Source organism: Pseudoalteromonas sp. DY56-GL22, assembly GCF_041414715.1.
Classification (GTDB): domain Bacteria; phylum Pseudomonadota; class Gammaproteobacteria; order Enterobacterales; family Alteromonadaceae; genus Pseudoalteromonas; species Pseudoalteromonas simplex.
On record NZ_JANHZR010000002.1, the window covers coordinates 385,936 to 412,202 of the forward strand.

Sequence of the window (26,267 nt, forward strand, 5' to 3'; positions counted from 1 at the left end):
GGTTGCTAATTGGTTATTTAATTATTTAGAGACGTATAATGTCAGAAAATTTTGCGCAGTTATTTGAAGAAAGCCTTAAGGGTTTTGAAGCAGAGCAAGGCTCTATCGTTAAAGGTACTGTTATCTCAATCGAGAACAACATCGTACTTGTTGATGCTGGTCTTAAATCTGAAAGTGCAATCCCTGCTGAGCAATTCAAAAATGCTGCTGGTGAACTAGAAGTTGCTGTAGGCGACGAAGTAGATGTTGCTTTAGACGCAATCGAAGACGGTTTCGGTGAAACTATCCTTTCTCGTGAGAAAGCGAAGCGTCACGAAGCGTGGATCCGCTTAGAAAAAGCATGTGAAGAGCAAGAGACTGTTACTGGTGTTATCAACGGTAAAGTTAAAGGCGGTTTCACTGTTGAAGTTGATTCAATCCGTGCCTTCCTACCTGGTTCACTTGTTGATGTTCGTCCAGTACGTGACACAACTCACCTTGAAGGTAAAGAGCTTGAGTTCAAAGTAATCAAGCTTGACCAAAAACGTAACAACGTTGTTGTTTCTCGCCGTGCAGTTATCGAATCAGAGAACTCACAAGAGCGTGAAGAACTTCTTGCTAACCTTGTTGAAGGTCAAGAAGTTAAAGGTATCGTTAAGAACCTTACTGACTACGGTGCGTTCGTTGACCTTGGTGGTGTTGACGGTCTACTACACATCACAGACATGGCGTGGAAGCGTGTTAAGCACCCTTCAGAAATCGTTAATGTTGGCGACGAAATCGCAGTTAAAGTTCTTAAATTCGACAAAGAAAAGACTCGTGTATCTCTAGGCCTTAAACAGCTTGGCGAAGATCCATGGGCAGCTATCGCTGGTCGTTACCCAGAAGGTTCTAAGCTTTCTGGTCGTGTAACTAACCTTACAGACTACGGTTGTTTCGTTGAAATCGAAGAAGGCGTAGAAGGTCTAGTACACGTTTCTGAAATGGATTGGACTAACAAGAACATCCACCCTTCAAAAGTTGTTTCACTAGGTGACACTGTTGAAGTTATGGTTCTTGAAATCGACGAAGAGCGTCGTCGTATTTCTCTTGGTCTTAAGCAATGTATTGCTAACCCATGGCAAGAATTTGCTCGTCTACAAAACAAAGGCGACCAAGTTACTGGTAAGATCAAATCAATCACTGACTTCGGTATCTTCATCGGTCTTGAAGGCGGTATTGACGGTCTTGTTCACCTTTCAGACATTTCTTGGAACACGCCAGGCGAAGAAGCTGTACGTGAATTCAAGAAAGGCGACGAAATCACTGCTATCGTATTACAAGTTGACCCAGAGCGTGAGCGTATCTCTCTAGGCGTTAAACAAATCGAAGCTGACCCATTCAATAACTACCTGGACGCAAACAAAAAAGGTGCTATTGTTAAAGGTAAAGTGACTGAAGTTGATGCGAAAGGCGCAACTGTTGAGCTAATCGAAGGCGTTGAAGGTTACATCCGTGTAGCTGATATCGCTCAAGAGCGTGTTGAAGATGCTACTACTGTAGTTTCTGCAGGCGACGAAATCGAAGCGAAATACGTTGGTGTTGATCGTAAGAACCGCACTTTAAGCTTATCTGTTAAAGCTCTTTTCGAAGCAGAAGAGAAAGAAGTACTAGAGAAGCTTAAGAAAGAAGAGCCAGCGTTCGAAAACGCTATGGCTGCAGCATTCAAAAATGCTCAAAAAGACTAATATCTAGTCTTTTAAAATTGGAAGGGCAGTTTTGCCCTTCCTTTACCACTCTTTAAGGAAACGCTATGACTAAGTCAGAATTGATAGAACAACTTGCCGAGCAACACGCACACATCCCTGTGAAAGATGTTGAAAATGCCGTTAAAGAAATTCTTGAACAAATGGCCGGCTCATTATCTAGCTCAGATCGCATCGAGATCCGTGGCTTTGGAAGTTTCTCATTGCATTATCGTTCTCCTCGCACAGGTCGTAATCCAAAGACTGGCGAAACAGTTGAGTTAGACGGTAAGCACGTACCACATTTTAAACCAGGTAAAGAATTACGTGACCGCGTAAATGCGAGTATTGCCTAGTTTTATACAGGAGTAGTTACTTGTTTAGGGTATTAAAAATTGTATTAATTGCGCTGTGTTTATTTATTGCGTTTGTACTTGGTTCACAGAATCCACAATTGGTGCAAATCAATTATTTAATTGCCAGTAATACTTTGCCCTTAGCTGTAGTAATAAGTATCTGCTTTATTTTAGGTGTCGCAATTGGTTGTTTTATAAGCTTTACACTGTTTTCTCAGTTAAAGTGGCAAAATTATCGCTTAAAGAAAAAATTAGCGCCTGAAAAAAACAATAAAAAGCTTGTTGCTAATAAAGACACCTAATCATGATTGAGCTTCTGTTTTTACTTTTACCCGTTGCAGCCGGTTACGGTTGGATAATGGGTAAAAACAGCGCTAAAAACCAAGCTCATCAGCTTAATCGCCAAATTACCTCTGAATATTCTAAAGGCCTTAAATTTCTCTTAGACAGAGAAGAAGACCAAGGCTTAGAGCACCTTATTAATCTACTCGAAGTTGCCGCTGATTCTGTTGAACACTATTCAACGCTTGCAACTATGTTCCGCCGCCGTGGCGAACTTGACCGCGCCATTAAAATTCATGAGCTGCTATTAAAACATCCAAGTCTTGATGAGCAACAAGCTGCAACCAGCCGCTTAGAACTTGCTGAAGATTACATTATGGCAGGCTTGTTAGATGGTGCAGAAGAGCATTTAGTATGGCTTGTTAAGGCAGGCTATAAAGAAGCGTTAGAGCCTATTATTAATCTTTATTCACAAACCCGTGAATGGGAAAAGGGCATTAACATGTACGAGGCCCACAGTGAGTTGTTCACTAAACCTCAGCATGTAAAAGCGATTGCCAATTTTTACTGTGAAGCAGCCTTACAAGATAACGATACGCAAATTATGCGTAAAGCCATTAGCTTAAACCACAAAGCCATTCGCCCACTGTATGAGCTTGGTCACAGTGCTTTCACCAAAGAAGATTATGTAAAAGCAATTTACTATTGGCGTGAGTTGATTAGCCAATTCACGTTTTTTGCGCCGGTATTTATTGAAGAATTAGCACTGAGCTATCAAAAGCTTAATTTAACGCATCAGTTTTACGAATTACTCAATGAACTGCTCGATAAAGGTGGCGTATTAATAAAAATAAAACACTGCCAAGCCTTACTTGAGCAAGGCCACATAGAGCAAGCAATTAAATTTTTAACGGATAGTTTAAAGCGTCATCCGACTATTCGTGGCTTTAGCTTCTTATTACAGCTACTAGCTAAACAAAACAACGATATTAAAGATGTACTCGATCAAATTGATAAGCTAGTAACGTCTTATATCGCAACCAAACCTGATTTTCAGTGCCAACACTGTGGCTTTACCAGTCATACCATTTATTGGGTATGTCCATCTTGTAAGCACTGGGAAACAATTGTTCCAAGCCGTGGCATAGACGGTTTTTAATTCATATTAGTCCATTAGTTTTTAGGAAAGTTATGTCTGTCGAAGATTCAAAAAAAGTATTAATTGCCCTTGATTATGATGATCAACAAACAGCTCTTGCGTTTGTAAAGCAATTATCGCCTGATACGTGTCGCCTTAAAGTAGGCAAAGAAATGTTCACGTATTTTGGTCCTAGCTTTGTTAAGGAACTAATCGACTTAGGTTTTGATGTATTCTTAGACCTAAAATTTCATGATATTCCAAACACAGTGGCTAAAGCCGTAACAGCAGCTGCAAAAATGGGTGTATGGATGGTTAACGTGCATGCCTCTGGCGGCGTTGAAATGATGACCAAAGCAAAACAAGCTTTAGAGCAGTTTGGTGATGATGCTCCATTACTGATTGCAGTAACTGTACTTACAAGTATGGATGCCGCAGAACTTACTCGTTTAGGTGTAGATAAAACACCTGAAGAGCAAGTGATTTACCTAGCAAAACTTGCCAAAGAGTCAGGCCTTGACGGGGTAGTGTGCTCAGCACAAGAAGCGAAAAAGCTAAAAGCAGAACTTGGCGCAGACTTTAAACTGGTTACTCCGGGTATTCGCCCAGCTGGCAGCGATGCAGGTGATCAAAAGCGCATCATGACACCAAAACAAGCCGTTGAAGATGGCAGCGACTATTTAGTTGTAGGTCGCCCAATCACTCAATCGGCAGGCCCAGTTGCGACACTAAAAGAAATTAACGACTCACTAAAATAACCTCGTTATTTAAAATAGTCTCTAAAGAGCATTGTATGCGTGATTTATATCGCGCTTTATACAGTGCTCTTTTTGTTTTTGTAGCAAGCTCACAATAGTTAATCAGCTGAATTCCCGAGAAGTCTAGCGAGCAAAAAGTGGGTATTAAGATTGGCTAAATATCATGTTTAATAAATTGCTAAACTTAAACTGTTCTTTTCACATATATCCATGGCAATTAACGTTGCGATCAGATTACTCTTTTTAATTTGACTTTGATGTCTTATAAAACTTCGTGGTAGTAAATATTTAGGTAATTTGTTAAAAATATAGAAACCAGATAATTGGCGTTAAGTCTGCAAGCGCACTATTTAAATGTTAGGTGTCTATGGATAAAGTATACCTGCTAGAGCATTTGCACATAATTTCTGAAAACAATGAATGTGTAAAGACAATCGGGATTTATGCTTCTGAGCAAGAGGCCATTGCTGCTGTTGGAAGGCTAAAAGAGCAACCTGGGTTTAGTGATTTTCCAAATATTAACCCCGCTGCTTGTGACGAAAGTGGTTTCTATATATCGTGTTACCCACTTGGTAAAGATTATTGGGCTGAAGGTTTCGTAATAATCGACACTTAACACATATCAACATGCTTGGATAAAGTAAGCATAACGATTCTTTTTTGCTGCTTTAAGTAGCTAATTTTTCTTTTGTTATTTTAAAAACCTGTTTATCTTTGATATATGTGTTAGCCGTTAAAATATTTTCGGCAAACACAAATTGAGGGTCTCTTTCTTGAGTTCATTAATACTAAATATCAGAAGGTTATGTGATTTATTATAGATGAATTAAATCGCCAAAAATAGAAGCATTATGAGTAACTGGAAACCTATCACAAAACCTCATTTAGAAGGCATTATAGAAATTGCTGAGTTCAACATGTCTTTGGTTGAAAGAAACCTGTGGAACCAAATTAAACTAAACGAGCTTGAAAAATGGACTCAGTATCCATTTGGTGAGGAGGGCAATGGCTTTTGGGTTGTCGCAATAATTGGTAAGCGATGTCTTTATTATAATGATATAGAAGACGGGTTCAACTTAAGTAACTTCGAAGTTTGGGGTGAGATTTCTGACTACTATTCTAATCAAACTGATCTTTTAAGCTTCTTACAATCTGTATTCTTTAGAGGTATTTAAAATATTAGAAGGACGAATGCGGTATGCTATGTCTCGTGCCACATTATTTTTAGTTTATAGCTGTAAAATTTTCTTCAATTATAAAATTGCTTCAGGGTTATTCGTAAGGAAAATAATAGGACATGGAAAAATTTGTACTCACAATTTTAGTAATCCCACTGCTTATTGGGTTTGTAATTTTTTCTGTCGATTCAGTCTCTGAGTTTAGTAAATCATTAGAAAATTGTTCTCATCCATTGCTCGTTAGTTGTTTCCCGTTTTTATTTCTAACTAATAACTTTTTCAATTCAATTGCGATTTCACATAAAAAAGAGGCTTTTAAAAACCTAGGACTGGCTTTATTGTGCTGGCTAACCGCAGCTGTTATTTTGTATGTTGCCCATCAATTCCAATATGTATAAGAAGCTAATGGTTTTAATGAGATTGTTCTCACAGTTCCCGGTAAATACACTTTATATAATAGTGATAATTTAGAGAGCGAAATAGGTGGGTATAAATGAGATATTGTCATTACTCGAAGCTGATTTTCTAAACTACAAGGTATGATATGTGGAGTGGAATCGATAACGGAGAAACCATAGGAACGGTAGGCTCTGAAAGTGGTGAATTAATTAAAGACGAGGAGCTTTCAAAAGGTGCTCGCCTAACTTTAGAAAAAGATAGTGTTGATGCACCATACACCTTAACAAGTGGGGTTTACGGTTGCTTCTTTCATACAACTCACTTATCAAACATAAAAGAGGAGATTAGTGAATTTGAAGCAATGAAAGCTGAAATATCAGAGTTCGTTAATAAAGAAACATCAACTGATGAAGAACATGATTGGATTTTAGCGTTTGTTGGTAGGCATTGAATACTTACAAACTACATTAAACTTTATTTATTAAATTTGGATTTTGAATGATTTTTTTGATTTTGTGTGCTTTATCAATTTTATCTATATTGATGTATTTCCATAGAAAACATAAGAATAATAAACGTAGACAATGTGCTTACGGGTGTATAAAAGCTTACAACGTTTTAGATAAACCTGACCAATACAGTGACCTTAAAAAGTTATTTGAAACATTAGATAGCCATGAGGAGCGTTATTTTTATTCTGTAAGTATGTCTCGAATAATGTTTCCTCAAGCTTTAGATAAGTGGACAAATTCGCATCCAGACTCCGGGGATGCTCTACTTTGTTATGGTGCTCGTTTACTACAATGGTCTTGGTCTGCAAGGGGCTATGGTCGTGGAGCTGAAATATCAGAAGCTCAATGGAAAGAGTTTTTCAGGCGATTGGATAAAACTAGGCAAGTATTATTAGAATGTGCAGATAAAACACCAGAGGATCCTACACCATGGGCATACTTGATTATGGTAGCTACATGGTACTCAGATAGCGATGAACTTAAATTTAAATATTATGAGGAAGCAATAGCTAGAGATCCTTATAACTGGGCTGCACACATGCACATGATCATTGCTTTATCTGAAAAGTGGGGCGGTGATAACAAAGAAATGCTTGAGTTTGCAAGAAAAGCTTCTAGGAATGCCCCGACAGGTAGTGATCTTAAGCTTATTTTAGTTAAAGCTTATATCGAATATTGGAAGTATTTAGATTTGTTTGAGAATAAAATTGATGAAGCAAATGACTTCCTTATGGACAAAAATATTCAGAAAGACATAGTTGATTTATATAACGACTCGTTAAATCATGAGAGTTTTAAAGAAACGAAAGTAACTATTTTTGTGAGATATAATATAAGTGGTTGGTTTTGGCTTACCAGAGATAGAAGCCGCTTAAAAAAAGAGTTATCAATACTAGGCAATAAGATTGAAGACATTCATTGGCGGTGGGTTTGTACAGAAGGGCAACTTGAAGACGCTAGGTTGTTTGCTAATGAAAGCTAGAGAATTACCCGTAATCAAAAACTCTTTACTGTACATTAATTGCAGTTGTAGCAAGGTGTAAAAATGTCATACGAGTTTCCTGATGAAGTAGAGTTTTTTGAAAAAGGATTTGGTTATTCTTGCGAATATGATCATGATGAAGGGCTATTCTCATTCATTAAGACCTATGAGAACAACGAAAAATTAATATTTACTCATTCACCATTTATGAATAACTCAGTGAGTGTAAAGTTATTTTACGGAACGGAGTTAGTATTTCATATTTATAAAGAAGAAATTACAAGAATTGCCTTTCAAGCGTGGGGCGGTGAGTTGGTTTTAAGAGTCTATTTAGCGAACGACGATAATAACTTCTTGGTTTATTTTGAACCAAAACCAAGGCTTAGATATGTTGAGCCGAATATCTAATTGCATATAAAACCCTGTTTTCGCTTAAAAGGATTCAATTAATGGAAATCAAACTAGGGCATGGAATCGACATAATTCAATTTGGTCTTACAGAGATGCAAGCTGTTTCTGCGTTAGGTGTACCTGATAAAATATTTTTCACCGATTCAGAAAATAAGCGATTGCAGTTTAACCAGCTTTTAATAGAGCTGACTTTTGAAATTGACAATGATAATCGTCTTGGCTGGATCGAAGTTTACAATAAAAGTGCAGCTTTGTTTGGTTATCAACTTATAGGTAAGCCAATGGCCGAAGTTTTATCAATTATTAAGACCGAACTAGACTCTGAACCTTCTGTTGATGATTATGGCTCGTTTATATCTGTAACGTTTGAAAAAGAATGGCTAGAACTTCAATTTCATTTTAATAACCTCACAAACATTAATTTTGGAGTTTTGTATAGCGATAACGATCAGCCTATATGGCCAACAACACCACAAGGATGCATTTAACAGCGAGTATAAAACCTTGTATATTCAAATTAATTTAGGTTTCTTTGATAAATCTAATTAATTCAAAAAGTAAATTACATAGTTATTAAACTAGAAAAAAGAGTAAAGCTTTAACTTTACTCTTTCAGATAATTCACTATCTTGTTAACTCGCAACTCGCAACTCGCAACTCGCAACTCGCAACTCGCAACTCGCAACTCGCAACTCGCAACTTACTTCAATCTAATCGACGTCGCTTCAATCTCGATTAAACCTTGCTTAAACAAACCGCCAATGGCTTTTTTGTAGTTTGCTTTACTGGTTGAGAAAGTCTTTTTAATTGCTTCTGGGTCTGACTTATCACCTAGGTGAAGTACGCCGCCTTCGGCTTTTAATTTAGCTAAGATTTTTTCGCCTAAGTCGTTTACTTTGCCCATGCCTGGCTTTTCAAGTAGTACGTCGATTTTACCGTCTTCACGTACTTTTTGAATAAAGCCTTTTAAGCGTTGGCCAACAAATAGCTTTTTAAATACCGTGTTGTAGTAAACAACGCCAATGTGGGCTTCATTTACAAGTACTTTGTAACCCAGGTCTGTTTTACCGGCAATGATTAAGTCAACTTCTTCCATAGTTGCGTAAGTTGGTTCATCTTTCGATAAAAATTTATTAAAGTTGCTCGATGCACAAATACGTTGGCTGGCGTTATCGAGGTATAGACGTACAAGATACGAAAAGCCGTCTTTCATTTTTGGCTTTTGTTCGTTGTATGGCGCTAGTACGTCTTTTTCGAGGCCCCAATCCAAAAACGCACCGGTGCTATTAATTGCTTTAACACGTAGTAGGGCATATTCGCCCACTTCAGCTAAAGGTTTTTTTGTAGTGCCGGTTGGGTGACCTGCGTGATCTAAGTAAATGAATACTTGCACGCTGTCGCCAGCTTCTAGTTCGTAATCAATTTCTTTGCTTGGTAAGAATACTTCGCCTAAATCACGGCCATCTAAATAAGCACCTTCGTTAGACATTTCGTTAACGAAAAGGGTTTGTGTGGTTCCTAAAATACTCATTGTTATTCCTGTTCTGGCTTTTTCTTACGGCGCATTGGAGCAAAACCATCTACATCAATTGGTGCTTGAATAGGGGCTTTAGGCTTTTTAGGGGCTGCTTTGCGTTTTGGTTTTGCAGGTTTAGCAGCCACTTTTTTCTCTGCTTTTTTCCAAACTGTGTTTGGTTTTTTCTCACGCAGACCTTTAAATTTACCAACAAGGCCGTCAACGGTGAAAAAGCTTAATTCATCATTTAAAAATGCTTTAATTGCTTTGTAACTTGGCCAATCTTTCGGGCCTACTAACGAAATAGCAGTTCCTTTAAAGCCTGCGCGACCAGTACGACCAATACGGTGCACATACTCTTCAGCATGTTTTGGTAGGTCAAAATTAATTACGTGGGTCACGCTTAATAAATCAAGACCACGTGATGCAACATCGGTGGTGATTAAGATTTTAAAGTTTTCACGGCTAAAGGCATCCATAATTTCAAGACGCTTAGCCTGTGTTAAGTCACCTGCAAGCGCTTGCGCTTTAAAGCCTTTATCGTTTAATAGCTGGCTTAAACGCTGAGTGTCGGCACGTGTTGCGGTGAAAATAATGCATTGGCCAACATTGTCTTGTTTTACAAAGTGCTCAAGTAAGGCTTCTTTGTGATCTAAGTGATCAGCTAAATAAAGCTGTTGGGTAATGTCACTATGTTGCTCGTTAGAGGCACTTAACAATATTTGTTTTGGTGAACGTAATAAGTTACGTGACAGGGCATCAACTTGTGCATGGTCAAGAGTTGCTGAAAACAATAATGTTTGGCGTAAACGGTGATCAGCAAGCTCGTTAATCATTTTAACTTGATCGGTAAAGCCTAAATCTAAAATACGGTCAGCTTCATCAAAAATTAACAGTTCTAAGCCTGAAAGCTGTAATGAGCGTTGACTCAAATGGTCAGCTAAACGCCCCGGAGTACCCACTAAAAAATGAGGGTCTTTACGAAGCGCTTTAATTTGATCGTTAAAGTTTTCACCACCCAGTACTTTTACCGCACTAATGTTTGTGCCGGCAATTAATAGCCTTAATTGGCTGTACACTTGGGTTGCTAATTCGCGGGTAGGCGCAACGATCAAAACGCGCGGGTCGCGTTTACTGAGTGCTTTTTGTTTCATTACGCGCTGTACAGCAGGTAATAAAAACGCCAGCGTTTTGCCCGATCCTGTTTTTGACTGTGCAAAAATATCATGGCCTGCGATAGCTGTTGGTACCGCGTGAGCTTGAATGTCAGTGGGCTGGGTGATGCCTTGATGCGCAAGTTGTTTTTCGAGGCGTGTATCAATCCCAAGTTCAGTAAATTGCAATGCGTAATCTCCGATGAGCAAAATTTGTAAATCCCGTTCATTATAACGCACTTGCCTCACTAGGAGACAGTAAAAACACAGCTAATTCGCATCAGTTTTTGCAATTATCGCTAATTCGCGTAAAATACGCGCCCTCAATGCGCCGGATTTGCGATTCGGTTAACGCCCCACATGGGCATTTAAAGCAAAAGGTAAAACCATGACTGCTGTTCATAAAGACAATGTAACTAGCGAGCACTTTGTTGTTTGCGCACTTTACAAATTTGTAGCCCTTCCTGATTTTGAAGCGATTCGCCAACCACTACTAAAAGTAATGGAAGACAATGAAGTACGCGGTACTTTGTTACTTGCGGCTGAAGGTATCAACGGTACTGTTTCTGCTAAACGTGAAGGTATCGATAACCTACTTGCATGGTTAGATTCACAACCAAACCTAGACAACATTGTGACTAAAGAGTCATACGATGACGAATGCCCGTTCTACCGTACTAAGGTAAAATTGAAAAAAGAAATCGTAACTATGGGTGTTGAAGGTATCGACCCACGTGAAGTAGTGGGTACATACGTAAAACCAGCTGATTGGAATGCGTTAATTTCAGACCCTGAAGTGATTCTTATCGATACGCGTAACGATTACGAAATCGAGATTGGTACTTTCCAAAATGCGGTTGATCCAAACACTAAAACATTCCGTGAATTCCCAGCATGGGCGAAAGAAAATCTAGACCCAGAAAAGCACAAGAAAGTTGCTATGTTCTGTACCGGTGGTATTCGCTGTGAAAAATCAACTGCGTACATGAAAGAGCAAGGCTTTGACGAAGTATTCCACCTTGAAGGTGGTATTCTTAAGTACTTAGAAGAAGTACCAAAAGAAGAAACCATGTGGGAAGGTGAGTGTTTTGTATTCGATAACCGTGTTGCGGTAAATCATGACTTACAAAAAGGTTCTTACGACCAATGTCACGCATGTCGTATGCCTATCACTGAAGAAGAAAAGCAAAAGCCTGAATACATGGAAGGTGTATCGTGTCACCACTGTCACGACAGCCTAACAGAAGAGCAACGTGCCCGTTTTGCTGAGCGTCAAAAGCAAATCGAATTAGCACAAGCGCGTGGTGAAGGTCACATTGGTAACGAAGCGCAAGAAGTTCTTCGTAAGCGTAAAGAAGCTAAAAAAGCGCAAAAAGAAGCACAGCGCCAACAGTAATTGTTAGCTTTATGAATTGATAGAAACCCCAGCATTGTCTGGGGTTTTTTTATGCCTATTCAAAAAGAACATATAAGTGATGGTTCTTATTGTCTGGAGGTAACCATTGCAAGCGAAGCACACTTAAAAGAGGTCGATTCATCACATTGTCGTTTCTAATTAGAAAACACAGGCGATGTATGAGTTTATTTCACCTTGGCTAATTGTTTATTAAACGAAGTCAGCTTTTTATTGATCACAAAGCTGTTACACTTCGTAACAATTAAAACGATTCTTATTTAGGTGAAATTTTGACAATTGGCAAATTACATACATGGACTTTAATTGCCTGTATTAGTTGTGTTTCCGTCGCAGAGGCGGCTAATGTAGTTGTAGAATCAGTGTCTGTTGAAAAGTCTAAACAACAGATAAAAGCAGTGGGTAATGCAGAAGCGATCCACTCAGTCACTCTTTACCCAGCCGTTGGGGACAGAGTCACCGCTGTTTACTTTAAACCAGGCGATAACGTTGCCAAAGGTGACTTACTATTAGAGCTTGATTCACGTAGACAAAAAGCAGCGTTGATCGAAGCTGAAATTACTTTAAAAGATGCTGAGCGCACCATGAAAAGGCTTGAAGAAAGCCACGCCCGTGGTGCGGTGCCGCAAAGTGATTTAGATGATGCGAAAACACTTTATGAGCTTGCAAAAGTCCAGTTAATGCAAGCCAAAACAGAGCGTGAAGACCGTGAAGTACGTGCTCCGTTCAGTGGTGTTATGGGTTTAACTGACGTCGAAGTAGGCGATAGGATCACAACCCAAACAGCCATTGCCACTATCGATGATATTTCTGAGCTTTATATCAATTTTAATGCCCCAGAAGCCGCTATCTCAGTGCTTAAACAAAAATCTTCGGTCGAAGTAGTGCCTTGGTTAGGCGATAAAGCTTACACGGCTAAGGTGGCAGAGCTTGATTCGCGTATCAATGCGCAAACCCGCACACTCAGAACAAAAGCCAAACTTGACAATAATGCTCAGCAATTTATGCCGGGTATGAGCTTTCGTGTGCACATAAATATTCTAGGTGAAGAGCTTGCTGTAGTACCCGAAGCAGCCATGATGTGGGGGGCTGCAGGCCCTTACGTATGGAAGAGTGTCGATAAAAAAGCCACACGCGTTGATGTTAAAATTGAGCAGCGTTTAGCAGGGCGTTTGTTAGTCTCTGGTGGCTTAAACGAAGGTGACTTATTGGTGACAGAAGGCGTTCAGCGCTTAAGACCTAATCAAGAGCTTAATTTCATCAATGAAGTGCAGCTAGCCAAGGAGTAATGATGAAACAGCAACCTATGATGGAAGACTTACCATCAATGGCGATACGTCGCCCTGTTTTAATTGTGGTACTTAACTTACTCATTATTATCGCCGGTATTGCTGCAATAGCAGGGGTTGAAGTACGTGAGCTTCCTGATGTTGATAGACCACGTATTACTGTATCAGCGTCTTTCCCTGGTGGTTCACCGGAGACCGTAGATACCGAAGTAACTAGTAAGCTCGAAGGGGCGGTTGCGAGGGTAAGTGGTGTAAAGTCGATTCGTGCCCAAAGTGAAGAAAACAATGCTCGAATCGTGGTTGAGTTTCGCCCCGGTGTTAATCTAGATGATGCTGCAAACGAAACACGCGAATCGGTAGCCCGTGTGCAGCGAGAATTACCCGAAGAAGTTGAACGGGTATCAATTATTAAAGCCGATAATGATGCCGAAGCGGTTGTATCGTTAACGGTATCAAGTGATAGCTTATCCCTTGAGGCGTTGACAGAGCGTGTTGATGTTGACTTAGCCCCGCAGTTTTTAACCATTCCAGGGGTTGCCGATGTTCGTTTAAATGGCGACCGTGAACGGGTTCTTAGAGTGCGCATCGACCCACTTAAGCTAAGTAGCTTTAACCTTACCGTACCAGATATTGCCAACGTACTTCGTCAGGCTCCCTTTGATGTGCCGGCGGGTAGTTTAAAATCAAGCGATCAACAGGTGATCGTGCGTGCTGATGCAACGTCAATCTCTGCTGAACAAGTATCCGATATCATCGTTCGTGACGATACCCGTATTGGCGATGTTGCGGCTGTTTACTTTGGACCAGCTGATCCGCGTTCATTCGTAAGGCTGAATGGCACACCTGTGATTGGCATGGAAATTATTCGTCAGGCGCAATCTAATACCATTGAAATTTCGGATGAAGTGCTAACTTTAATCGAACGCATGCGAGTGCGTTTTCCTGAAATGGAATTTACTTTAACCTCTGACGATGCGCAGTTTATCAGAAGCTCAGTTGATGAAGTTATTAACTCACTTTTACTAACCGTGCTGTTAGTGGTGATCACACTGTGGGTGTTTATTGGCTCATGGCGCGCAACGCTTGTTCCTGCATTTGCGATACCTGTTGCATTAATTGGCTCTTTAGCACTTATTTGGGCGCTTGGTTTCTCGATTAATATTCTTACCTTGCTTGCACTTGTGTTAGCTACTGGCCTAATTGTAGATGATGCCATTGTGGTAAGTGAAAACATACAACGTCAGCGGGGCTTAGGTCTTGGTCGTCGTGCAGCTGCAGTGGTTGGTACACGTGAAGTATTCTTTGCTGTTGTGGCAACAACCGCCGTATTAGCTGCGGTGTTTGTGCCTATTGCGTTTTTACCATCAACAGCTGGGCGACTATTTAGAGAGTTTGGTGGTGTATTAGCTGGCGCTGTGATCATTTCAAGCTTTGTTGCACTGTCTTTGGTCCCTGCGCTGACATCAAAACTGAAATTAAAGCAGGGCGGTTTTCATCCATTTGCAAAAGTTGGCCATATGTTAGCTGCTGTTTATAAGCGCACAATACATGGTGTACTTGAACATGCATGGCTTACCTTCTTTGCATGTTTGTTGGTTGCTGCAGGCTCTGGTGCACTGTATTTCAATTTAGATAACGAGTTATTACCAACAGAAGATCGCGGTAAAATTCGTATTTTTGCCCGTGGTCCTGATGGTGTTGGCTTGAACTTTATGGACAGGCAAGCGGTGCAAATGGAAGATATCTTACTGCCGTATGTTGAAAGTGGTGATATTGAGTCTATTTACACTGTGGTTGGGCAGTGGGATCCAAATATTGTATTTATTACTGTGCCACTAAAACATTGGGACGAACGTCATTTTAGTCAGCAAGAAATTATCAATAAAATACGAGAGCCTTTAGGGAATATTCCTGGTGCGGCTGGTTACCCTGGTGGTTCAAATAGTTTGAACCTGCGTGGTCAAGGCGGTGGTATTGAGCTTGCCTTATTGGGACAAGACTACCTCGAGATATTTAAAGCCGCGCAAGATTTTTCTGCTGAAATTGAAAAAGCAGTGCCAGAAGTGGCACCTGTACGTATTTCATATCAGCCGTCACAGCCACAATTACGGGTCAATATTGATAGACGTCGTGCTGAAGAGCTCGGTGTATCGCTTAGTGATATATCAGTAACACTACGCGCTGCAATTAATGGTGATGATATTGCCGATTTAAACATTGGTGACCAGTCAATCCCGATTATGTTGCAAGCACAAAACCAAACCATCACAAACCCGAGCGATTTAGCTAACTTGTATGTTGGTGGCCGTAATGGTCAATTAGTGCCATTGAGTAGTGTGGCAACGATTACTGAAGAAGGTGTTGCAGCAGAGCTTGAGCGCCACGCGCAGCGCCGTGCTATTGAACTGAGTATGGAAATGCCTGAGGGCGTAACTATTGCTGAGCTGGTTACAAAAATCCGTGATATTTCAGAGCAATCTCTGCCTGCTGGCATCAGCTTAGCGTTTAAAGGTGAGGCATTAACCTTTGAAGAAACCGCCAATGAAGTATTAGTGACCTATGTTCTGGCCTTTTTAATTGTTCTTCTGGTATTGGCAGCGCAATTTGAAAGTGTGAATAGTGCAATTGTTGTGATGATCACAGTACCATTTGGTATTACATCTGCAATTTTAGCGTTATATCTAACAGGTACATCATTAAACATTTACTCGCAAATTGGTTTAGTGATGCTGATTGGTCTAATTGCTAAAAATGCCATCTTGCTGGTGGAGTTTGCCGACCAATTACGTGACCAAGGCCGCTCGGTTAGAGTGGCGGTAGAAGAGGCCGCATTAGTTCGTCTTCGCCCAATAGCGATGACACTGGTTTCAACTTTATTGGGTGCATTACCTCTTATTTTATCTACCGGCGCAGGGGCTGAGGCTCGTAACGCCATTGGTTGGGTAGTATTTGGCGGTTTAGCACTGGCTGTGTTATTTACCCTCTATTTAACGCCTGTTATTTACCTTGGTTTAGCTCGCTTTACTAAACCAAGAGGTGATGAGTCGAAACTTCTGGCTGAAGAGTTAGAAAAGGCTTAATCCAACTTAATTGGCTATTTTTTCTTTGAAAAAATAGCCAATTACCCTCACAATTAAATCAATTGTTTAAAACTAGGTACGCGTATGCAAGCCGAACACGTCGATATCGCCCAATTTCTTTCTGATCACGCTCCCTTTGATGATCTTCCTGAAGAGGCGGTAAATAAACTCGCATCACAAGTCGAAATCGCTTATTTTCGCGCAGGCACTGAAATACTAAATTATGGCGAGGATATCGCTGATTTATTTGTTATTCGAACAGGTGCTGTAGAGATATATCGTCGTGATGGTGATTTATACAACCGTTTAACTATCGGCGGCATTTTTGGGCAAATGGGCCTTCTGATGAACCGCAAAGTTCGCTTTCCGGCAAAGGCACTCGAAGACACCTTAGTTTATTGCATTAATGTTGAGTTGTTTAATCAATACTGCGACGAATACGAAACATTTGCTGACTTTTTTGAAGCCGATGGTAATGTGCGCCTTCATCAGGCAATTGTTGAACAGGCAGACAGCAACGATTTAACAACCGCCAAGGTCAAGTCGCTTCTTCATCGTGATGTTGTCACTGTGGCAAAAGATGCCTCTGTGCAAATGGTTGCGCAATTAATGACGCAAGAGTCGGTATCGTCTGTGCTTGTTACTGATGCCGATAAACCAATCAGTGATGATCCTGATGATGACGACGGCCAAGTTGTTGGCATTATTACTGACCGTGACTTACGCACCAGTGTAATTGCTGAAGGGTTAAGTTACGAAGCGCCAGCTGCTCAAATAATGCAAAAAGACTTAATACTACTCGATAGTAATGCCTATGTGTTTGAAGCTGTACTGGCCATGCTCAGAGATAACATTCACCACTTGCCTGTGGTTGTTAAGAAAAAGCCGATTGGCGTTATTTCGTTATCGGATATTTTACGCTACGAGTCGCAAAGTAGCTTATTGTTAGTGCGCGGCATATTAGCTCAGCAATCGGTTGAAGATTTAGCTCACTATGCAAGGCAATTACCTAATGTATTTGTTCGTATGGTTAACGAAGATGCTAACTCTCACATGATTGGTACCGCAATGGCTGTAATAGGGCGTACCTTCAAACAGCGTTTACTTGATTTAGCTGAAGAAAAGTTTGGCCCACCGCCGGTTCCTTATTGCTTCATCGCTTTAGGTTCAATGGCGCGTGATGAGCAATTAATTGTGACCGACCAAGATAACGCCATTATCCTTGATAATAGTTTTAACGAGGAATTACATGACGAGTATTTTCAGAATTTGGCTGATTTTGTTTGTGACGGTTTAGCTGAGTGTGGCTACAAATATTGTGAAGGCGAAATCATGGCGTCATTTAAAAAGTGGCGTTTAACACGCGAGCAGTGGAAAGAACAATTTGCAGGTTGGATGGCCGAACCTAAACCGCAGGCTTTATTACATAGCTCGATCTTTTTTGATTTAGATGGTGTTTACGGTAAAAACAAATGGGCCGATGAACTCAAACGCTTTATCGCAACAGAAGGGCGCAAGAATAAGCGTTTCTTGGCAAACCTTGCTGCGAATGCGCGTAACAGAACGCCGCCTTTAGGTTTCTTTAAAGACTTTGTGTTAGAGCATAATGGCCAACACAAGCGCTCTATGAACTTAAAACGCCGCGGTACAGCGCCTTTATCTGATGTGATACGCGTGCATGCATTAGCGATAGGCAGTCGTAAACAAAATTCATTCGAGCGTTTAGAAGATATTATCGAAGCTAAACTACTTCCTGAAGGCAAAGCACAAGATTTACGAGACGCCCTAGAGTACATTGCCATGATCAGAATTAGACACCAAGCGTGGCAAATAGAAAAGCTTGATGAAGCGCCAGATAATGACTTAGAGCCTCATTTACTTTCTCCTTTTGAGCAGCGCAATCTTAAAGAGGCGTTTGCCATTTTAGATAAAGCGCAGAATTTCCTAAAATTCAGATACTCTGCTAACTCAGGGATGAAGTAATGGCAAAACAAGGGGCAAAACTTGATTGGCCGACTCGGTATCAAGAGTTATTAACACAGAGCAAACAGCCACTAATCAAAGCGTATTATGAATCAGCTATTTGTGATTTAAGCACACCAATTAGTGATATTCCCTTAGTAGCACTTGATTTTGAAACAACCGGTCTAAATTATCAAAATGACGATATAGTCAGTGTTGGTTTAATTCCATTTAATACCAAGCGTATTTTTTGTAAAGATAGCCAACATTGGATTGTTCAACCAAGGCGCAAGCTTGCTGAAGAGTCGATTGTTATTCATGGTATAACTCACTCAGAAGTGAGCGATGCACCTGACTTTTCAACGATTATGGCGCCTTTGTTAGCAGCATTAAAAGGCAAAGTGATTGTGGTGCATTTTGCTCCCATTGAACGGCACTTTTTATATCAAGCGTTGCAAGCCCGTTTAGGCGAAGGGCTTGAATTTGCCGTTATAGACACGCTTGATCTGGAAACGCGCGCACTTAAAGCAAAGCAGGGGTTACTAGGTCGACTATTTAATTCTAAGCTGGATTCTGTGCGCTTAGCTGACTCTCGCATTCGTTATTCGTTACCAGCGTATCAAAACCACAATGCACTTAATGATGCCACAGCCACCGCAGAGCTGCTACAAGCGCAAATAGCTTACCACTACCGCCCAGATACGCCACTCAGCGAATTACTAATATAGCGCTCGTAGCACCGACGTTATGTCGGGTATTTAAATTATTGTGCAAAGCTTATCAATAAAAAAACGCCGCAAAAAATGCGGCGTTTTTTATTATTTCAAAGCGTATTTAGTGTCTTGGTTCTGTTCGTAAACCTAGGAGTAAACTCACACACATTAATAGCAATACAAAGGTAAACGGCAAGCCCGTAGATACGGCGCCGGCTTGTAAGGCCTCGATTGCTTGTGTGCCACCAATCCAAACAAGTGCAGCTGCAATTGCACCCTCGATTGTAGCCCAGAAAATACGTTGTGGCACTGGCGCGTCAACTTTACCACCAGCGGTGATTGAGTCGATTACTAATGAACCTGAGTCAGATGACGTAATAAAGAACACCAGTACTAGCACAATTGCAATGAATGAAAGCACTTGCGACATTGGCAGGGCTTCAAACATTTGGAACATAGCTAGTGGTACATCAGTTAAGCCTTTTTCACCTAGTACACCCACTTTATCAATCACTTGTTCAATAGCGATACCACCATAAATTGACATCCAGAAGATAGTCACAACAGTAGGAACAAGTAATACAGCAATTAAGAACTCACGGATTGTGCGGCCTTCAGATACGCGTGCAATGAACATACCTACGAACGGTGACCATGAAATCCACCAAGCCCAGTAGAATACAGTCCAGCCATGCATCCATGTTTCATCTTCACGACCATGAGGATTACTCAGTGGAATAATGTTTTCAACATAACCCATTACTGTATTAGGAAGGTTGCCAAATGCTGCAGAAAACCCAACAAGTGCAACAAATACGAGTAATACAAAAGCGATAAGCATGTTTACGTTACTAAGCAGTTTTACACCGCCGTCGATACCGCGAACAACAGAAATAACAGCTAGTAACGTCACACCAATAATAACGCCTATTTCTAAGCCAATTCCGCTATCAGTACCAAATACGTGATTAATACCAGCAGCGGCTTGTTGTGCGCCTAAACCAAGAGATGTTGCAAGGCCAAATAGAGTGGCAAGTACAGCTAGAATATCAATAAGGTGGCCAGGCCAGCCCCACGCTTTGTCACCTAAAATTGGGTAAAAAATTGAACGAATAGATAACGGCAAACCTTTGTTATAGCAAAAGAATGCGAGTGAAAGCGAAACAACCGCGTAAATTGCCCAAGGGTGTAAACCCCAGTGGAACATAGTTGCACCCATTGCCAGTTTAGCGGCTTCCGGCGTGTTTGCTTCAACACCAAGTGGTGTTTCGTACCAACCTGTAAAGTAGGCGACAGGTTCTGCGACGCCCCAAAACATTAAGCCTATACCCATACCTGCAGCAAATAACATTGCAAGCCAAGAAATACGTGAATGAGTTGGACGTGCTTCTTTACCCCCAAGGCGGATATTACCGTATGGTGAAACAATTAACGCTAAGCAAAACAATACGAATAAGTTTGCTGACCACATAAAAAAGCCATCAAAGTTATTAATAATGTCGTTTTTAATTCCATTCAGAGTTGTTTTTGCTGTTTCAGCATCTGAAATAAGTGTTGCCACTAAGAATAGGGCAATTAATCCAGCACTAATGCCAAATACAGGGTTGTGCACATCAAAACCCCATTTTTGTACATTGTCCTGTCCGACAGTGTAGTCGGTATTGTCGATACTGTACTTGTCATGATGTTCGCTCATGAATACCTCTTGTTGTGATTATATTTAGCAGAGAGCTAAACGGCCGGTTGGCACTAGCTTGGCTATTACTATTTTTACGTATCAAACCCAAAAATAGTTTGTAGACGAACTAAATTTGTACCAAAGTTTAGTCTTTAGTGTAGGAGCTCGAAAAAAAATGTAAATGGTTTTGTCCCTAAACAGCCGAATAAATGCAGTTTTTTACGTTTTTTGTAGGAATTGTGAACAAATTAGGCAGCGAAAGGAATAATTTGATGACAGTATTAATTCAAAGCAAATTATTTCAATTGAGAGGAAAGTGCTGCAAACACAGGGCTTGCAGCACAAAGTTACTACTTTTTGTAAGCGTCGTTATGAACGCCAGCAGCACGACCTGAAGGGTCAGCATTGTTCTGGAATGATGCATCCCAAGCTAGTGCTTCAGGAGTAGAACAAGCAACAGATTTGCCATGCGGAACACATTTTGCAGCTGCATCACCAGGGAAGTGCTCTTCAAAAATACTACGATAGAAATACGCTTCTTTAGAATCAGGCGTATTGATCGGGTATTTGTATTTTGCATTAGCAAGGTCTTGATCGCTAACTTGTTCGTTCACATACTCTTTTAACGTATCAATCCAGTTATAGCCTACACCATCAGAGAACTGCTCTTTTTGGCGCCAAAGCACGTCGTCTGGCAGGTAGCCGTCGAACGCTTCACGAATAATGTGTTTTTCGATTTTACCGTCTTTACACATTTTCGCTTCTGGGTTGATACGCATTGCTACGTCTACAAATTCTTTATCTAAGAATGGCACTCGCGCTTCAACGCCCCATGCTGCCATTGATTTATTCGCACGTAAGCAATCGAACATATGTAGTTTAGAGACTTTACGGTTAAGCTCTTCATGGAACTCTTGCGCATTTGGTGCTTTGTGGAAATAAAGGTAACCACCAAATAGCTCATCAGCTCCTTCGCCCGACAACACCATTTTAATACCCATGGCTTTAATTTGGCGCGCCATTAAGTACATCGGCGTTGAGGCACGAATAGTTGTTACATCGTACGTTTCAATGTGATAAATCACTTCACGTAGGGCATCAATACCTTCTTGAATGGTGAAGTGAATAGGGTGGTGAACCGTACCAATCATATCAGCTACTTTTTGTGCAGCTGCTAAATCGGGTGAACCCTCAAGACCCACAGAGAATGAATGCAGTTTTGGCCACCATGCATCAGACTCATCATTATCTTCGATACGTTTTGCAGCAAAACGTTGTGTGATAGCTGAAATTACCGATGAATCTAAACCGCCTGATAATAGAACACCGTAAGGTACGTCACACATTAATTGACGTTTAACAGCAGCTTCTAAGCCTTCTTTAACATCGCTTGATTTAGCTTCGTTGTCTTTTACTGCGTCATAGCTTTGCCAATCGCGGCTGTAATACTTACGAAGTTGACCATCTTTGCTCCACAAGAAATGACCCGGAGGGAATTCTTCAATATGTTTACAAATTGGCGATAATGCTTTTAATTCTGAGGCAACATAAAAGTTACCATGTTCATCATGACCCGTATAAAGCGGAATAATCCCGATATGGTCACGCCCAATTAAGTAGGCATCTTGTTCTTCGTCGTATAAACAAAACGCGAAAATACCATTTAAATCATCTAAAAACTCAGGGCCTTTTTGTTTATATAAAGCCAAAATAACTTCACAGTCTGACTGAGTTTGAAAAGTAAAATCAGTTTCTAAGCTGGCAGCGAGCTCTTTGTGGTTATAAATTTCACCGTTAACAGCAAGGATATTTGTACGCTCAGGGTTGTACAAAGGCTGTGCACCACTCGATACGCCAACAATCGCTAGACGCTCGTGCACTAAAATAGCTTTATCTGATGAATACACGCCAGACCAATCTGGCCCGCGGTGCCTTAATAGTTTTGACATCTCAATTGCTTGGCTACGCAATTGAGCGGGATCAGATTTAATATCTAATACCCCAAAAATTGAACACATAGTGACTCCTCATTCCAAATATGTGCGCAGTTAACAGAATTTATATAACTGCGAATGTTTGTTTTAACAGAAATAATTACCTAAGTCACACAGGTTTTTTAATTAATTGAGAATAAAATATGCACCTGCGGTTACCTCTTTGCACCAGTATGGGGTAAGTGGTTAAAGAGTGAGCAGTTTAAATGCTTGATTTGTGCAAATTGGATGATAATGAGTCTGGATTAAAGGCTTTTGTTACTAAATTTTCTGCACAGCTTTGGTGCAAAGGAATGCGTAGGGTTTTTACCTTTTTAAATGTATAGACAAGCCATAAAGGTAACGCGAGCAAAGACTTTCTTTGCTCGCATTTTAAACATCAATAAATTAAACGCTATTTATTAATATAGTTTAGTGCTATCGCAAGTTGATTTAAGTGCGCAGTTAGCTTTTCTTGTGCCTCGTGGGCTTCGTTGAGTGTAACAAACTTAAAGTGAAGGAAGTCGCCGGGTTTTAATTGTGCAAAATGACGAAGATCCGCTTCGATCACGGTGCCGAGCAATGGATAACCCCCAGTTGTTTGCGCATCGTTTAATAGCACTATGGGTTCACCATTTGGTGGAAGCTGAATACAGCCAGGAGCAACAGCCATAGAGGGTAATGAAACATCATGGCTGATATCACACTCATCACTTAATAGTCTTGTGCCCATGCGGTTACTATTAGGCGATACATGCCAAGAATGATTTATAAAGTTAACGATGGTTTCTTTTGGTAACAGTGCTGCATGTGGTGCGGCATGAATACGAATTTGTGTACTTTTAGGTGGTAGCATGGCGCCTAAGCCAACTTTGGTATTGTACCTTGGCGTTATATCAAAACTATCGCCAGCCTGTAGTGCTTGACCGGTTAAGCCACCAAAACCCGCTAATATATCTGTTGAGTAAGAATCTAAAATTGGCTCAGGTAAATGCCACTCGCCGCCAATAGCAAGATAGCTTCTAAAACCATGACGTGCAGCATTAAACTTTAATACATCGCCTTTTTTTATGTAAAAGCTCCAGCCAGGATCAACAGGGTTGCCATTCACTGTGGCTTTCATATCAGTGCCGTGCAGAGCAATGTAGTAATCGTTATCAAACTGAATTTCGGCAAGACCCAAAGTGATCTCAATAACGGGGTTGTTGTCGTCGTTGCCAACTAAACGGTTTGTAATAACTTGAGCGTAAGGGTCTATACACCCTGATTGACCAATGCCTAAATGGCGAGAGCCTGTGCGGCCTTGATCTTGTATAGACATTTGCATGCCAGGTTTGATGATAGTGATCATTTTAACACCTCCTGAATAACAAACTCTAAAGTATCACCGGGTTCAATAGCACAAGGCGAAGCTGCATTGATATCAAACAGACGAAAATCTGTATGACCAATAATTTGCCAGCCACCAGGGGAGCTTTCAGGGTAAATACCGGTTTGATCGCCGCCAATAGCAACGGAGCCTTTTGGAACAGAGAGCCTTGGTTCAGCATGACGAGGTGTGAAAAGTTGTGGATTTAAACCATCTAAATAAGCAAAACCGGGTTTAAAGCCTAAAAAAAGCACGTGGTATTTGGCACTGCTGTGCATTTGAGCAACATCATCAACAGACAGATTATGATGTTTAGCAACATGCGCTATATCAGGCCCATATTCACCGCCATAACGAGTAGCAAGTTTATGATGACGTGAGTTAAAGTCAGTGGCTTTTAGTTCGTGCCATTGTTCAAGTAATCGTGGTAGCCAGCCAGCAAGTTTAGCGGGCTCTTTTAGATAAAGCGTTAAATTATTATTGGCAGGGACTACATCAACAAAGTCATCACTGCTTTGGCAATATTGGGCTAATGCCCATATTTTTTTTTGCGTAGTGAGTGTGTCGCTTGCTGTTTCATAGGCATCAAAAAAGATGCTATGCGTAGTGAGCGCCATAATCTTAGGTGTACTATTGGTCGTCGTCATTGCGTATCAATCTTATTATTATCCCTTAATGCTTATTAGCATATAGGCTGTTTGTTGATGATGTAAATGTGTCTTTAGTGTTAATTAGAAAAACTCAAGACAATCAAGTGGCTGTAATAGCTTATAACCACTTGATAAAGTGCAATGCCTAATTACTGTGCGTTATTTAATAACCAATTAGACAGTAAACGTACGCCATAGCCTGTACCGCCTTCAGCTAGTTCATCTTTTGCTTTAGAATTTAGCGCGTTTCCAGCAATATCAATGTGAACCCAACGTGTGTCACCGGCAAAGTTTTGTAAGAAACTCGCTGCTGTAGTAGCACCTGGGCCATGTGAACCGATGTTTTTAAGATCAGCTATGTCTGACTTTAACGCATCTTCATAACCTAGAGGTAAACGCCATAGGTTTTCGTTTACTTGCTTACCAGCAACAGTTAGTTGCTCTACAAGCGTGTCGTCGTCAGAGAACACTGCAGCATAGTCATTACCTACAGCACGAATTTTAGACCCGGTTAGGGTCGCAACATCAACCATAATACTTGGCTTGTACTTGTCGCGTGCATACCACATTGCATCACTTAATACTAAACGGCCTTCAGCATCTGTATTTACAATCTCAACGCTTAAACCTTCAGCGGTTCTTACAACATCACCTGGCGCTACGGCAGATTGCGATACCATATTAGCTGCCATACCCATGACAGCAACTACGTTTGTGTCGGCTTTAGCAAGTGCCATTGCTTTAACAGTACCCAGTACGGCTGCTGCACCTGCCATGTCTGATTTCATGCGGGCGATTGAAGCGCCTGTTTTAAGGCTGTAACCACCAGAATCAAAGGTTATACCTTTACCCACTAACGCGATAGGGGGTTTTTTATTACCTTGATAATGTGCAACCACTAAACGTGCACCTTCTTCGCTACCACGGCCAACAGCCTCAAGTGCACCCATGCCCAGCTTTTTAAGTTGCTTAGGCTCTAAAACAGTAATTTTAACACCTAACTTTTTAAGCTCTTTTGCCGCTTTAGCAAAATCAACCGGCGTCATTTCTGTTGCAACTTCAGACGTTAAGTCACGTGCTAAAAATACACCTTGTTCAATGCTTTGTAGTAGTTTATGGGTTTTGACCGCTTGGTCTAAATTCTCAACATCTAATGTGTAGTTAACAACATGGCTGTCTTGTTCTTTTTTGTATTGCTCAAAACGGTGGTCACGTAAATTTGCGCCGTGTGCAAATTCTGCTGCATATTTAGCATTGATTGCGCTGTCTTTTAGCTCTGAAAAATCAAGGCTAACATTTTCTTGTTTAGCCGACTGCAATTTAGCGTGAACGTTACCACCTAGTTTTGCCATTTTTGCTGCATCTAGTTTTGGCTGCTCTCCTAAGCCAACAAGTAAGATGCGTTGATGGTCGCTACCGTTTGGTGCGATAACTTCTAAAGTTTTGCCATAGCCTGCTTTAAAGTCGCTAAATTCAATGACTTTATTTAAGTGAGTTTGGGTTTCTGGCTTTAAATAATTAAAGTTAGCAACTTGGCTATCTGTATCTAAAAATAAAACTAGGGTGTTGTCGTTCGGTTTGATTGATTTTGCAAAAGTGAACTCTGCGGCATTCACTTGCGTAGCAAGTGTTAATCCTAATGCAATAGCAGATAAGCTGTGTGCAATTTTCATTTTTTAATATCCCAATGTTAAAAAGCTGTGTTTTACCGTAAATAAGGTTAAGAGTTAAATTGTTAGCGGTGAATCGC

Annotated in this window: 24 protein-coding genes; 17 read left to right on the plus strand and 7 right to left on the minus strand. The window is 40.7% G+C overall.

The window, feature by feature from the left end; all coding sequences use genetic code 11:
• Positions 1–38 precede the first annotated feature (38 nt).
• From rpsA to NO991_RS05700, 12 genes are all read left to right on the plus strand, one after another.
• On the plus strand, positions 39–1,706 hold the full coding sequence (gene rpsA / locus NO991_RS05645; protein ID WP_054551350.1) for a 30S ribosomal protein S1: 1,668 nt from the start codon (positions 39–41) through the stop codon (positions 1,704–1,706).
• 65 nt (positions 1,707–1,771) lie between these two features.
• Positions 1,772–2,059: an integration host factor subunit beta gene (ihfB, locus tag NO991_RS05650; protein WP_036968575.1), complete on the plus strand. Its 288-nt coding sequence runs from the start codon at positions 1,772–1,774 to the stop codon at positions 2,057–2,059.
• Positions 2,060–2,079: 20 nt separating this feature from the next.
• A complete protein-coding gene (locus tag NO991_RS05655) occupies positions 2,080–2,361 on the plus strand; it encodes a lipopolysaccharide assembly protein LapA domain-containing protein (RefSeq protein ID WP_054551349.1) in 282 nt (93 codons plus the stop codon).
• Between the two features lie 2 nt (positions 2,362–2,363).
• Positions 2,364–3,500, plus strand: coding sequence for a lipopolysaccharide assembly protein LapB (gene lapB / locus NO991_RS05660; RefSeq protein ID WP_058585078.1), 1,137 nt, complete (start codon positions 2,364–2,366; stop codon positions 3,498–3,500).
• 32 nt (positions 3,501–3,532) lie between these two features.
• Positions 3,533–4,237 carry an orotidine-5'-phosphate decarboxylase gene (gene pyrF / locus NO991_RS05665; protein WP_300580874.1) on the plus strand — a complete coding sequence of 235 codons (705 nt, stop codon included), beginning with the start codon at positions 3,533–3,535 and terminating at the stop codon, positions 4,235–4,237.
• A 367-nt stretch (positions 4,238–4,604) separates the two neighbouring features.
• Positions 4,605–4,853: a hypothetical protein gene (locus NO991_RS05670; protein WP_063705472.1), complete on the plus strand. Its 249-nt coding sequence runs from the start codon at positions 4,605–4,607 to the stop codon at positions 4,851–4,853.
• A 235-nt stretch (positions 4,854–5,088) separates the two neighbouring features.
• Positions 5,089–5,412 (plus strand): hypothetical protein, encoded by a 324-nt coding sequence (locus NO991_RS05675; protein WP_300580868.1) that lies wholly within the window; start codon positions 5,089–5,091, stop codon positions 5,410–5,412.
• A 122-nt stretch (positions 5,413–5,534) separates the two neighbouring features.
• On the plus strand, positions 5,535–5,813 hold the full coding sequence (locus NO991_RS05680; RefSeq protein ID WP_300580865.1) for a hypothetical protein: 279 nt from the start codon (positions 5,535–5,537) through the stop codon (positions 5,811–5,813).
• Positions 5,814–5,959: 146 nt separating this feature from the next.
• Positions 5,960–6,265, plus strand: coding sequence for a hypothetical protein (locus tag NO991_RS05685; protein ID WP_300580862.1), 306 nt, complete (start codon positions 5,960–5,962; stop codon positions 6,263–6,265).
• Between the two features lie 47 nt (positions 6,266–6,312).
• Entirely contained in the window at positions 6,313–7,308 is a 996-nt protein-coding gene (locus NO991_RS05690) for a hypothetical protein (protein ID WP_300580859.1), read from the plus strand.
• 63 nt (positions 7,309–7,371) lie between these two features.
• The gene (locus NO991_RS05695; RefSeq protein ID WP_300580857.1) at positions 7,372–7,716 is read left to right on the plus strand and encodes a hypothetical protein; all 345 of its coding nucleotides are present in this window, start codon (positions 7,372–7,374) and stop codon (positions 7,714–7,716) included.
• Between the two features lie 41 nt (positions 7,717–7,757).
• Positions 7,758–8,207 carry a hypothetical protein gene (locus NO991_RS05700; protein WP_300580854.1) on the plus strand — a complete coding sequence of 150 codons (450 nt, stop codon included), beginning with the start codon at positions 7,758–7,760 and terminating at the stop codon, positions 8,205–8,207.
• A 212-nt stretch (positions 8,208–8,419) separates the two neighbouring features.
• On the opposite strand, the gene NO991_RS05705 is transcribed toward NO991_RS05700, so the two are convergent.
• Positions 8,420–9,250, minus strand: a complete 831-nt coding sequence (locus NO991_RS05705; RefSeq protein ID WP_300544864.1) for a S1 RNA-binding domain-containing protein — start codon at positions 9,248–9,250, stop codon at positions 8,420–8,422.
• A 2-nt stretch (positions 9,251–9,252) separates the two neighbouring features.
• Positions 9,253–10,578 carry a DEAD/DEAH box helicase gene (locus tag NO991_RS05710; RefSeq protein ID WP_300544890.1) on the minus strand — a complete coding sequence of 442 codons (1,326 nt, stop codon included), beginning with the start codon at positions 10,576–10,578 and terminating at the stop codon, positions 9,253–9,255.
• A 199-nt stretch (positions 10,579–10,777) separates the two neighbouring features.
• Between NO991_RS05710 and NO991_RS05715 the strand changes: the two genes are divergently transcribed.
• The 5 genes from NO991_RS05715 to NO991_RS05735 all read left to right on the plus strand — a co-directional run bounded on the left by NO991_RS05715 (position 10,778) and on the right by NO991_RS05735 (position 18,862).
• Positions 10,778–11,785, plus strand: coding sequence for a rhodanese-related sulfurtransferase (locus tag NO991_RS05715; RefSeq protein WP_055197229.1), 1,008 nt, complete (start codon positions 10,778–10,780; stop codon positions 11,783–11,785).
• Between the two features lie 290 nt (positions 11,786–12,075).
• Entirely contained in the window at positions 12,076–13,092 is a 1,017-nt protein-coding gene (locus tag NO991_RS05720; protein WP_138619466.1) for an efflux RND transporter periplasmic adaptor subunit, read from the plus strand.
• 2 nt (positions 13,093–13,094) lie between these two features.
• The gene (locus NO991_RS05725; protein WP_300579915.1) at positions 13,095–16,172 is read left to right on the plus strand and encodes an efflux RND transporter permease subunit; all 3,078 of its coding nucleotides are present in this window, start codon (positions 13,095–13,097) and stop codon (positions 16,170–16,172) included.
• A gap of 84 nt (positions 16,173–16,256) precedes the next feature.
• On the plus strand, positions 16,257–18,155 hold the full coding sequence (locus NO991_RS05730; protein WP_138619468.1) for a DUF294 nucleotidyltransferase-like domain-containing protein: 1,899 nt from the start codon (positions 16,257–16,259) through the stop codon (positions 18,153–18,155).
• A complete protein-coding gene (locus tag NO991_RS05735) occupies positions 18,155–18,862 on the plus strand; it encodes a 3'-5' exonuclease (protein WP_166340201.1) in 708 nt (235 codons plus the stop codon). Before NO991_RS05730 ends, NO991_RS05735 begins: the two co-directional genes overlap by 1 nt.
• Positions 18,863–18,968: 106 nt before the next feature.
• Here the strand turns inward: NO991_RS05735 and NO991_RS05740 are convergent, their stop codons facing one another.
• The 5 genes from NO991_RS05740 to NO991_RS05760 all read right to left on the minus strand — a co-directional run bounded on the left by NO991_RS05740 (position 18,969) and on the right by NO991_RS05760 (position 26,190).
• Positions 18,969–20,543: a BCCT family transporter gene (locus NO991_RS05740; RefSeq protein WP_054553779.1), complete on the minus strand. Its 1,575-nt coding sequence runs from the start codon at positions 20,541–20,543 to the stop codon at positions 18,969–18,971.
• Between the two features lie 332 nt (positions 20,544–20,875).
• Positions 20,876–22,543 carry an asparagine synthase B gene (asnB, locus tag NO991_RS05745; protein ID WP_138619474.1) on the minus strand — a complete coding sequence of 556 codons (1,668 nt, stop codon included), beginning with the start codon at positions 22,541–22,543 and terminating at the stop codon, positions 20,876–20,878.
• 370 nt (positions 22,544–22,913) lie between these two features.
• Positions 22,914–23,849, minus strand: a complete 936-nt coding sequence (locus NO991_RS05750) for a biotin-dependent carboxyltransferase family protein (protein ID WP_054561537.1) — start codon at positions 23,847–23,849, stop codon at positions 22,914–22,916.
• Positions 23,846–24,514 (minus strand): 5-oxoprolinase subunit PxpB, encoded by a 669-nt coding sequence (gene pxpB / locus NO991_RS05755; protein WP_371351756.1) that lies wholly within the window; start codon positions 24,512–24,514, stop codon positions 23,846–23,848. Before pxpB ends, NO991_RS05750 begins: the two co-directional genes overlap by 4 nt.
• 152 nt (positions 24,515–24,666) lie before the next feature.
• On the minus strand, positions 24,667–26,190 hold the full coding sequence (locus tag NO991_RS05760; RefSeq protein WP_300544881.1) for a leucyl aminopeptidase: 1,524 nt from the start codon (positions 26,188–26,190) through the stop codon (positions 24,667–24,669).
• Between the last annotated feature and the right edge of the window lie 77 nt (positions 26,191–26,267).

Excerpts from the sequence above, each read along its gene's own strand:
- NO991_RS05725 (WP_300579915.1), top strand. The coding sequence starts at position 13,095 with ATGAAACAGCAACCTATGATGGAAGACTTACCATCAATGGCGATACGT.
- pxpB (WP_371351756.1), bottom strand. The coding sequence starts at position 24,514 with ATGACGACGACCAATAGTACACCTAAGATTATGGCGCTCACTACGCAT.
- ihfB (WP_036968575.1), top strand. The coding sequence starts at position 1,772 with ATGACTAAGTCAGAATTGATAGAACAACTTGCCGAGCAACACGCACAC.
- NO991_RS05700 (WP_300580854.1), top strand. The coding sequence starts at position 7,758 with ATGGAAATCAAACTAGGGCATGGAATCGACATAATTCAATTTGGTCTT.
- asnB (WP_138619474.1), bottom strand. The coding sequence starts at position 22,543 with ATGTGTTCAATTTTTGGGGTATTAGATATTAAATCTGATCCCGCTCAA.
- NO991_RS05760 (WP_300544881.1), bottom strand. The coding sequence starts at position 26,190 with ATGAAAATTGCACACAGCTTATCTGCTATTGCATTAGGATTAACACTT.
- NO991_RS05680 (WP_300580865.1), top strand. The coding sequence starts at position 5,535 with ATGGAAAAATTTGTACTCACAATTTTAGTAATCCCACTGCTTATTGGG.
- NO991_RS05690 (WP_300580859.1), top strand. The coding sequence starts at position 6,313 with ATGATTTTTTTGATTTTGTGTGCTTTATCAATTTTATCTATATTGATG.
- rpsA (WP_054551350.1), top strand. The coding sequence starts at position 39 with ATGTCAGAAAATTTTGCGCAGTTATTTGAAGAAAGCCTTAAGGGTTTT.
- NO991_RS05715 (WP_055197229.1), top strand. The coding sequence starts at position 10,778 with ATGACTGCTGTTCATAAAGACAATGTAACTAGCGAGCACTTTGTTGTT.
- lapB (WP_058585078.1), top strand. The coding sequence starts at position 2,364 with ATGATTGAGCTTCTGTTTTTACTTTTACCCGTTGCAGCCGGTTACGGT.
- NO991_RS05730 (WP_138619468.1), top strand. The coding sequence starts at position 16,257 with ATGCAAGCCGAACACGTCGATATCGCCCAATTTCTTTCTGATCACGCT.
- NO991_RS05685 (WP_300580862.1), top strand. The coding sequence starts at position 5,960 with ATGTGGAGTGGAATCGATAACGGAGAAACCATAGGAACGGTAGGCTCT.
- NO991_RS05695 (WP_300580857.1), top strand. The coding sequence starts at position 7,372 with ATGTCATACGAGTTTCCTGATGAAGTAGAGTTTTTTGAAAAAGGATTT.
- NO991_RS05735 (WP_166340201.1), top strand. The coding sequence starts at position 18,155 with ATGGCAAAACAAGGGGCAAAACTTGATTGGCCGACTCGGTATCAAGAG.
- NO991_RS05670 (WP_063705472.1), top strand. The coding sequence starts at position 4,605 with ATGGATAAAGTATACCTGCTAGAGCATTTGCACATAATTTCTGAAAAC.
- NO991_RS05750 (WP_054561537.1), bottom strand. The coding sequence starts at position 23,849 with ATGATCACTATCATCAAACCTGGCATGCAAATGTCTATACAAGATCAA.
- NO991_RS05675 (WP_300580868.1), top strand. The coding sequence starts at position 5,089 with ATGAGTAACTGGAAACCTATCACAAAACCTCATTTAGAAGGCATTATA.
- NO991_RS05705 (WP_300544864.1), bottom strand. The coding sequence starts at position 9,250 with ATGAGTATTTTAGGAACCACACAAACCCTTTTCGTTAACGAAATGTCT.
- NO991_RS05740 (WP_054553779.1), bottom strand. The coding sequence starts at position 20,543 with ATGAGCGAACATCATGACAAGTACAGTATCGACAATACCGACTACACT.
- pyrF (WP_300580874.1), top strand. The coding sequence starts at position 3,533 with ATGTCTGTCGAAGATTCAAAAAAAGTATTAATTGCCCTTGATTATGAT.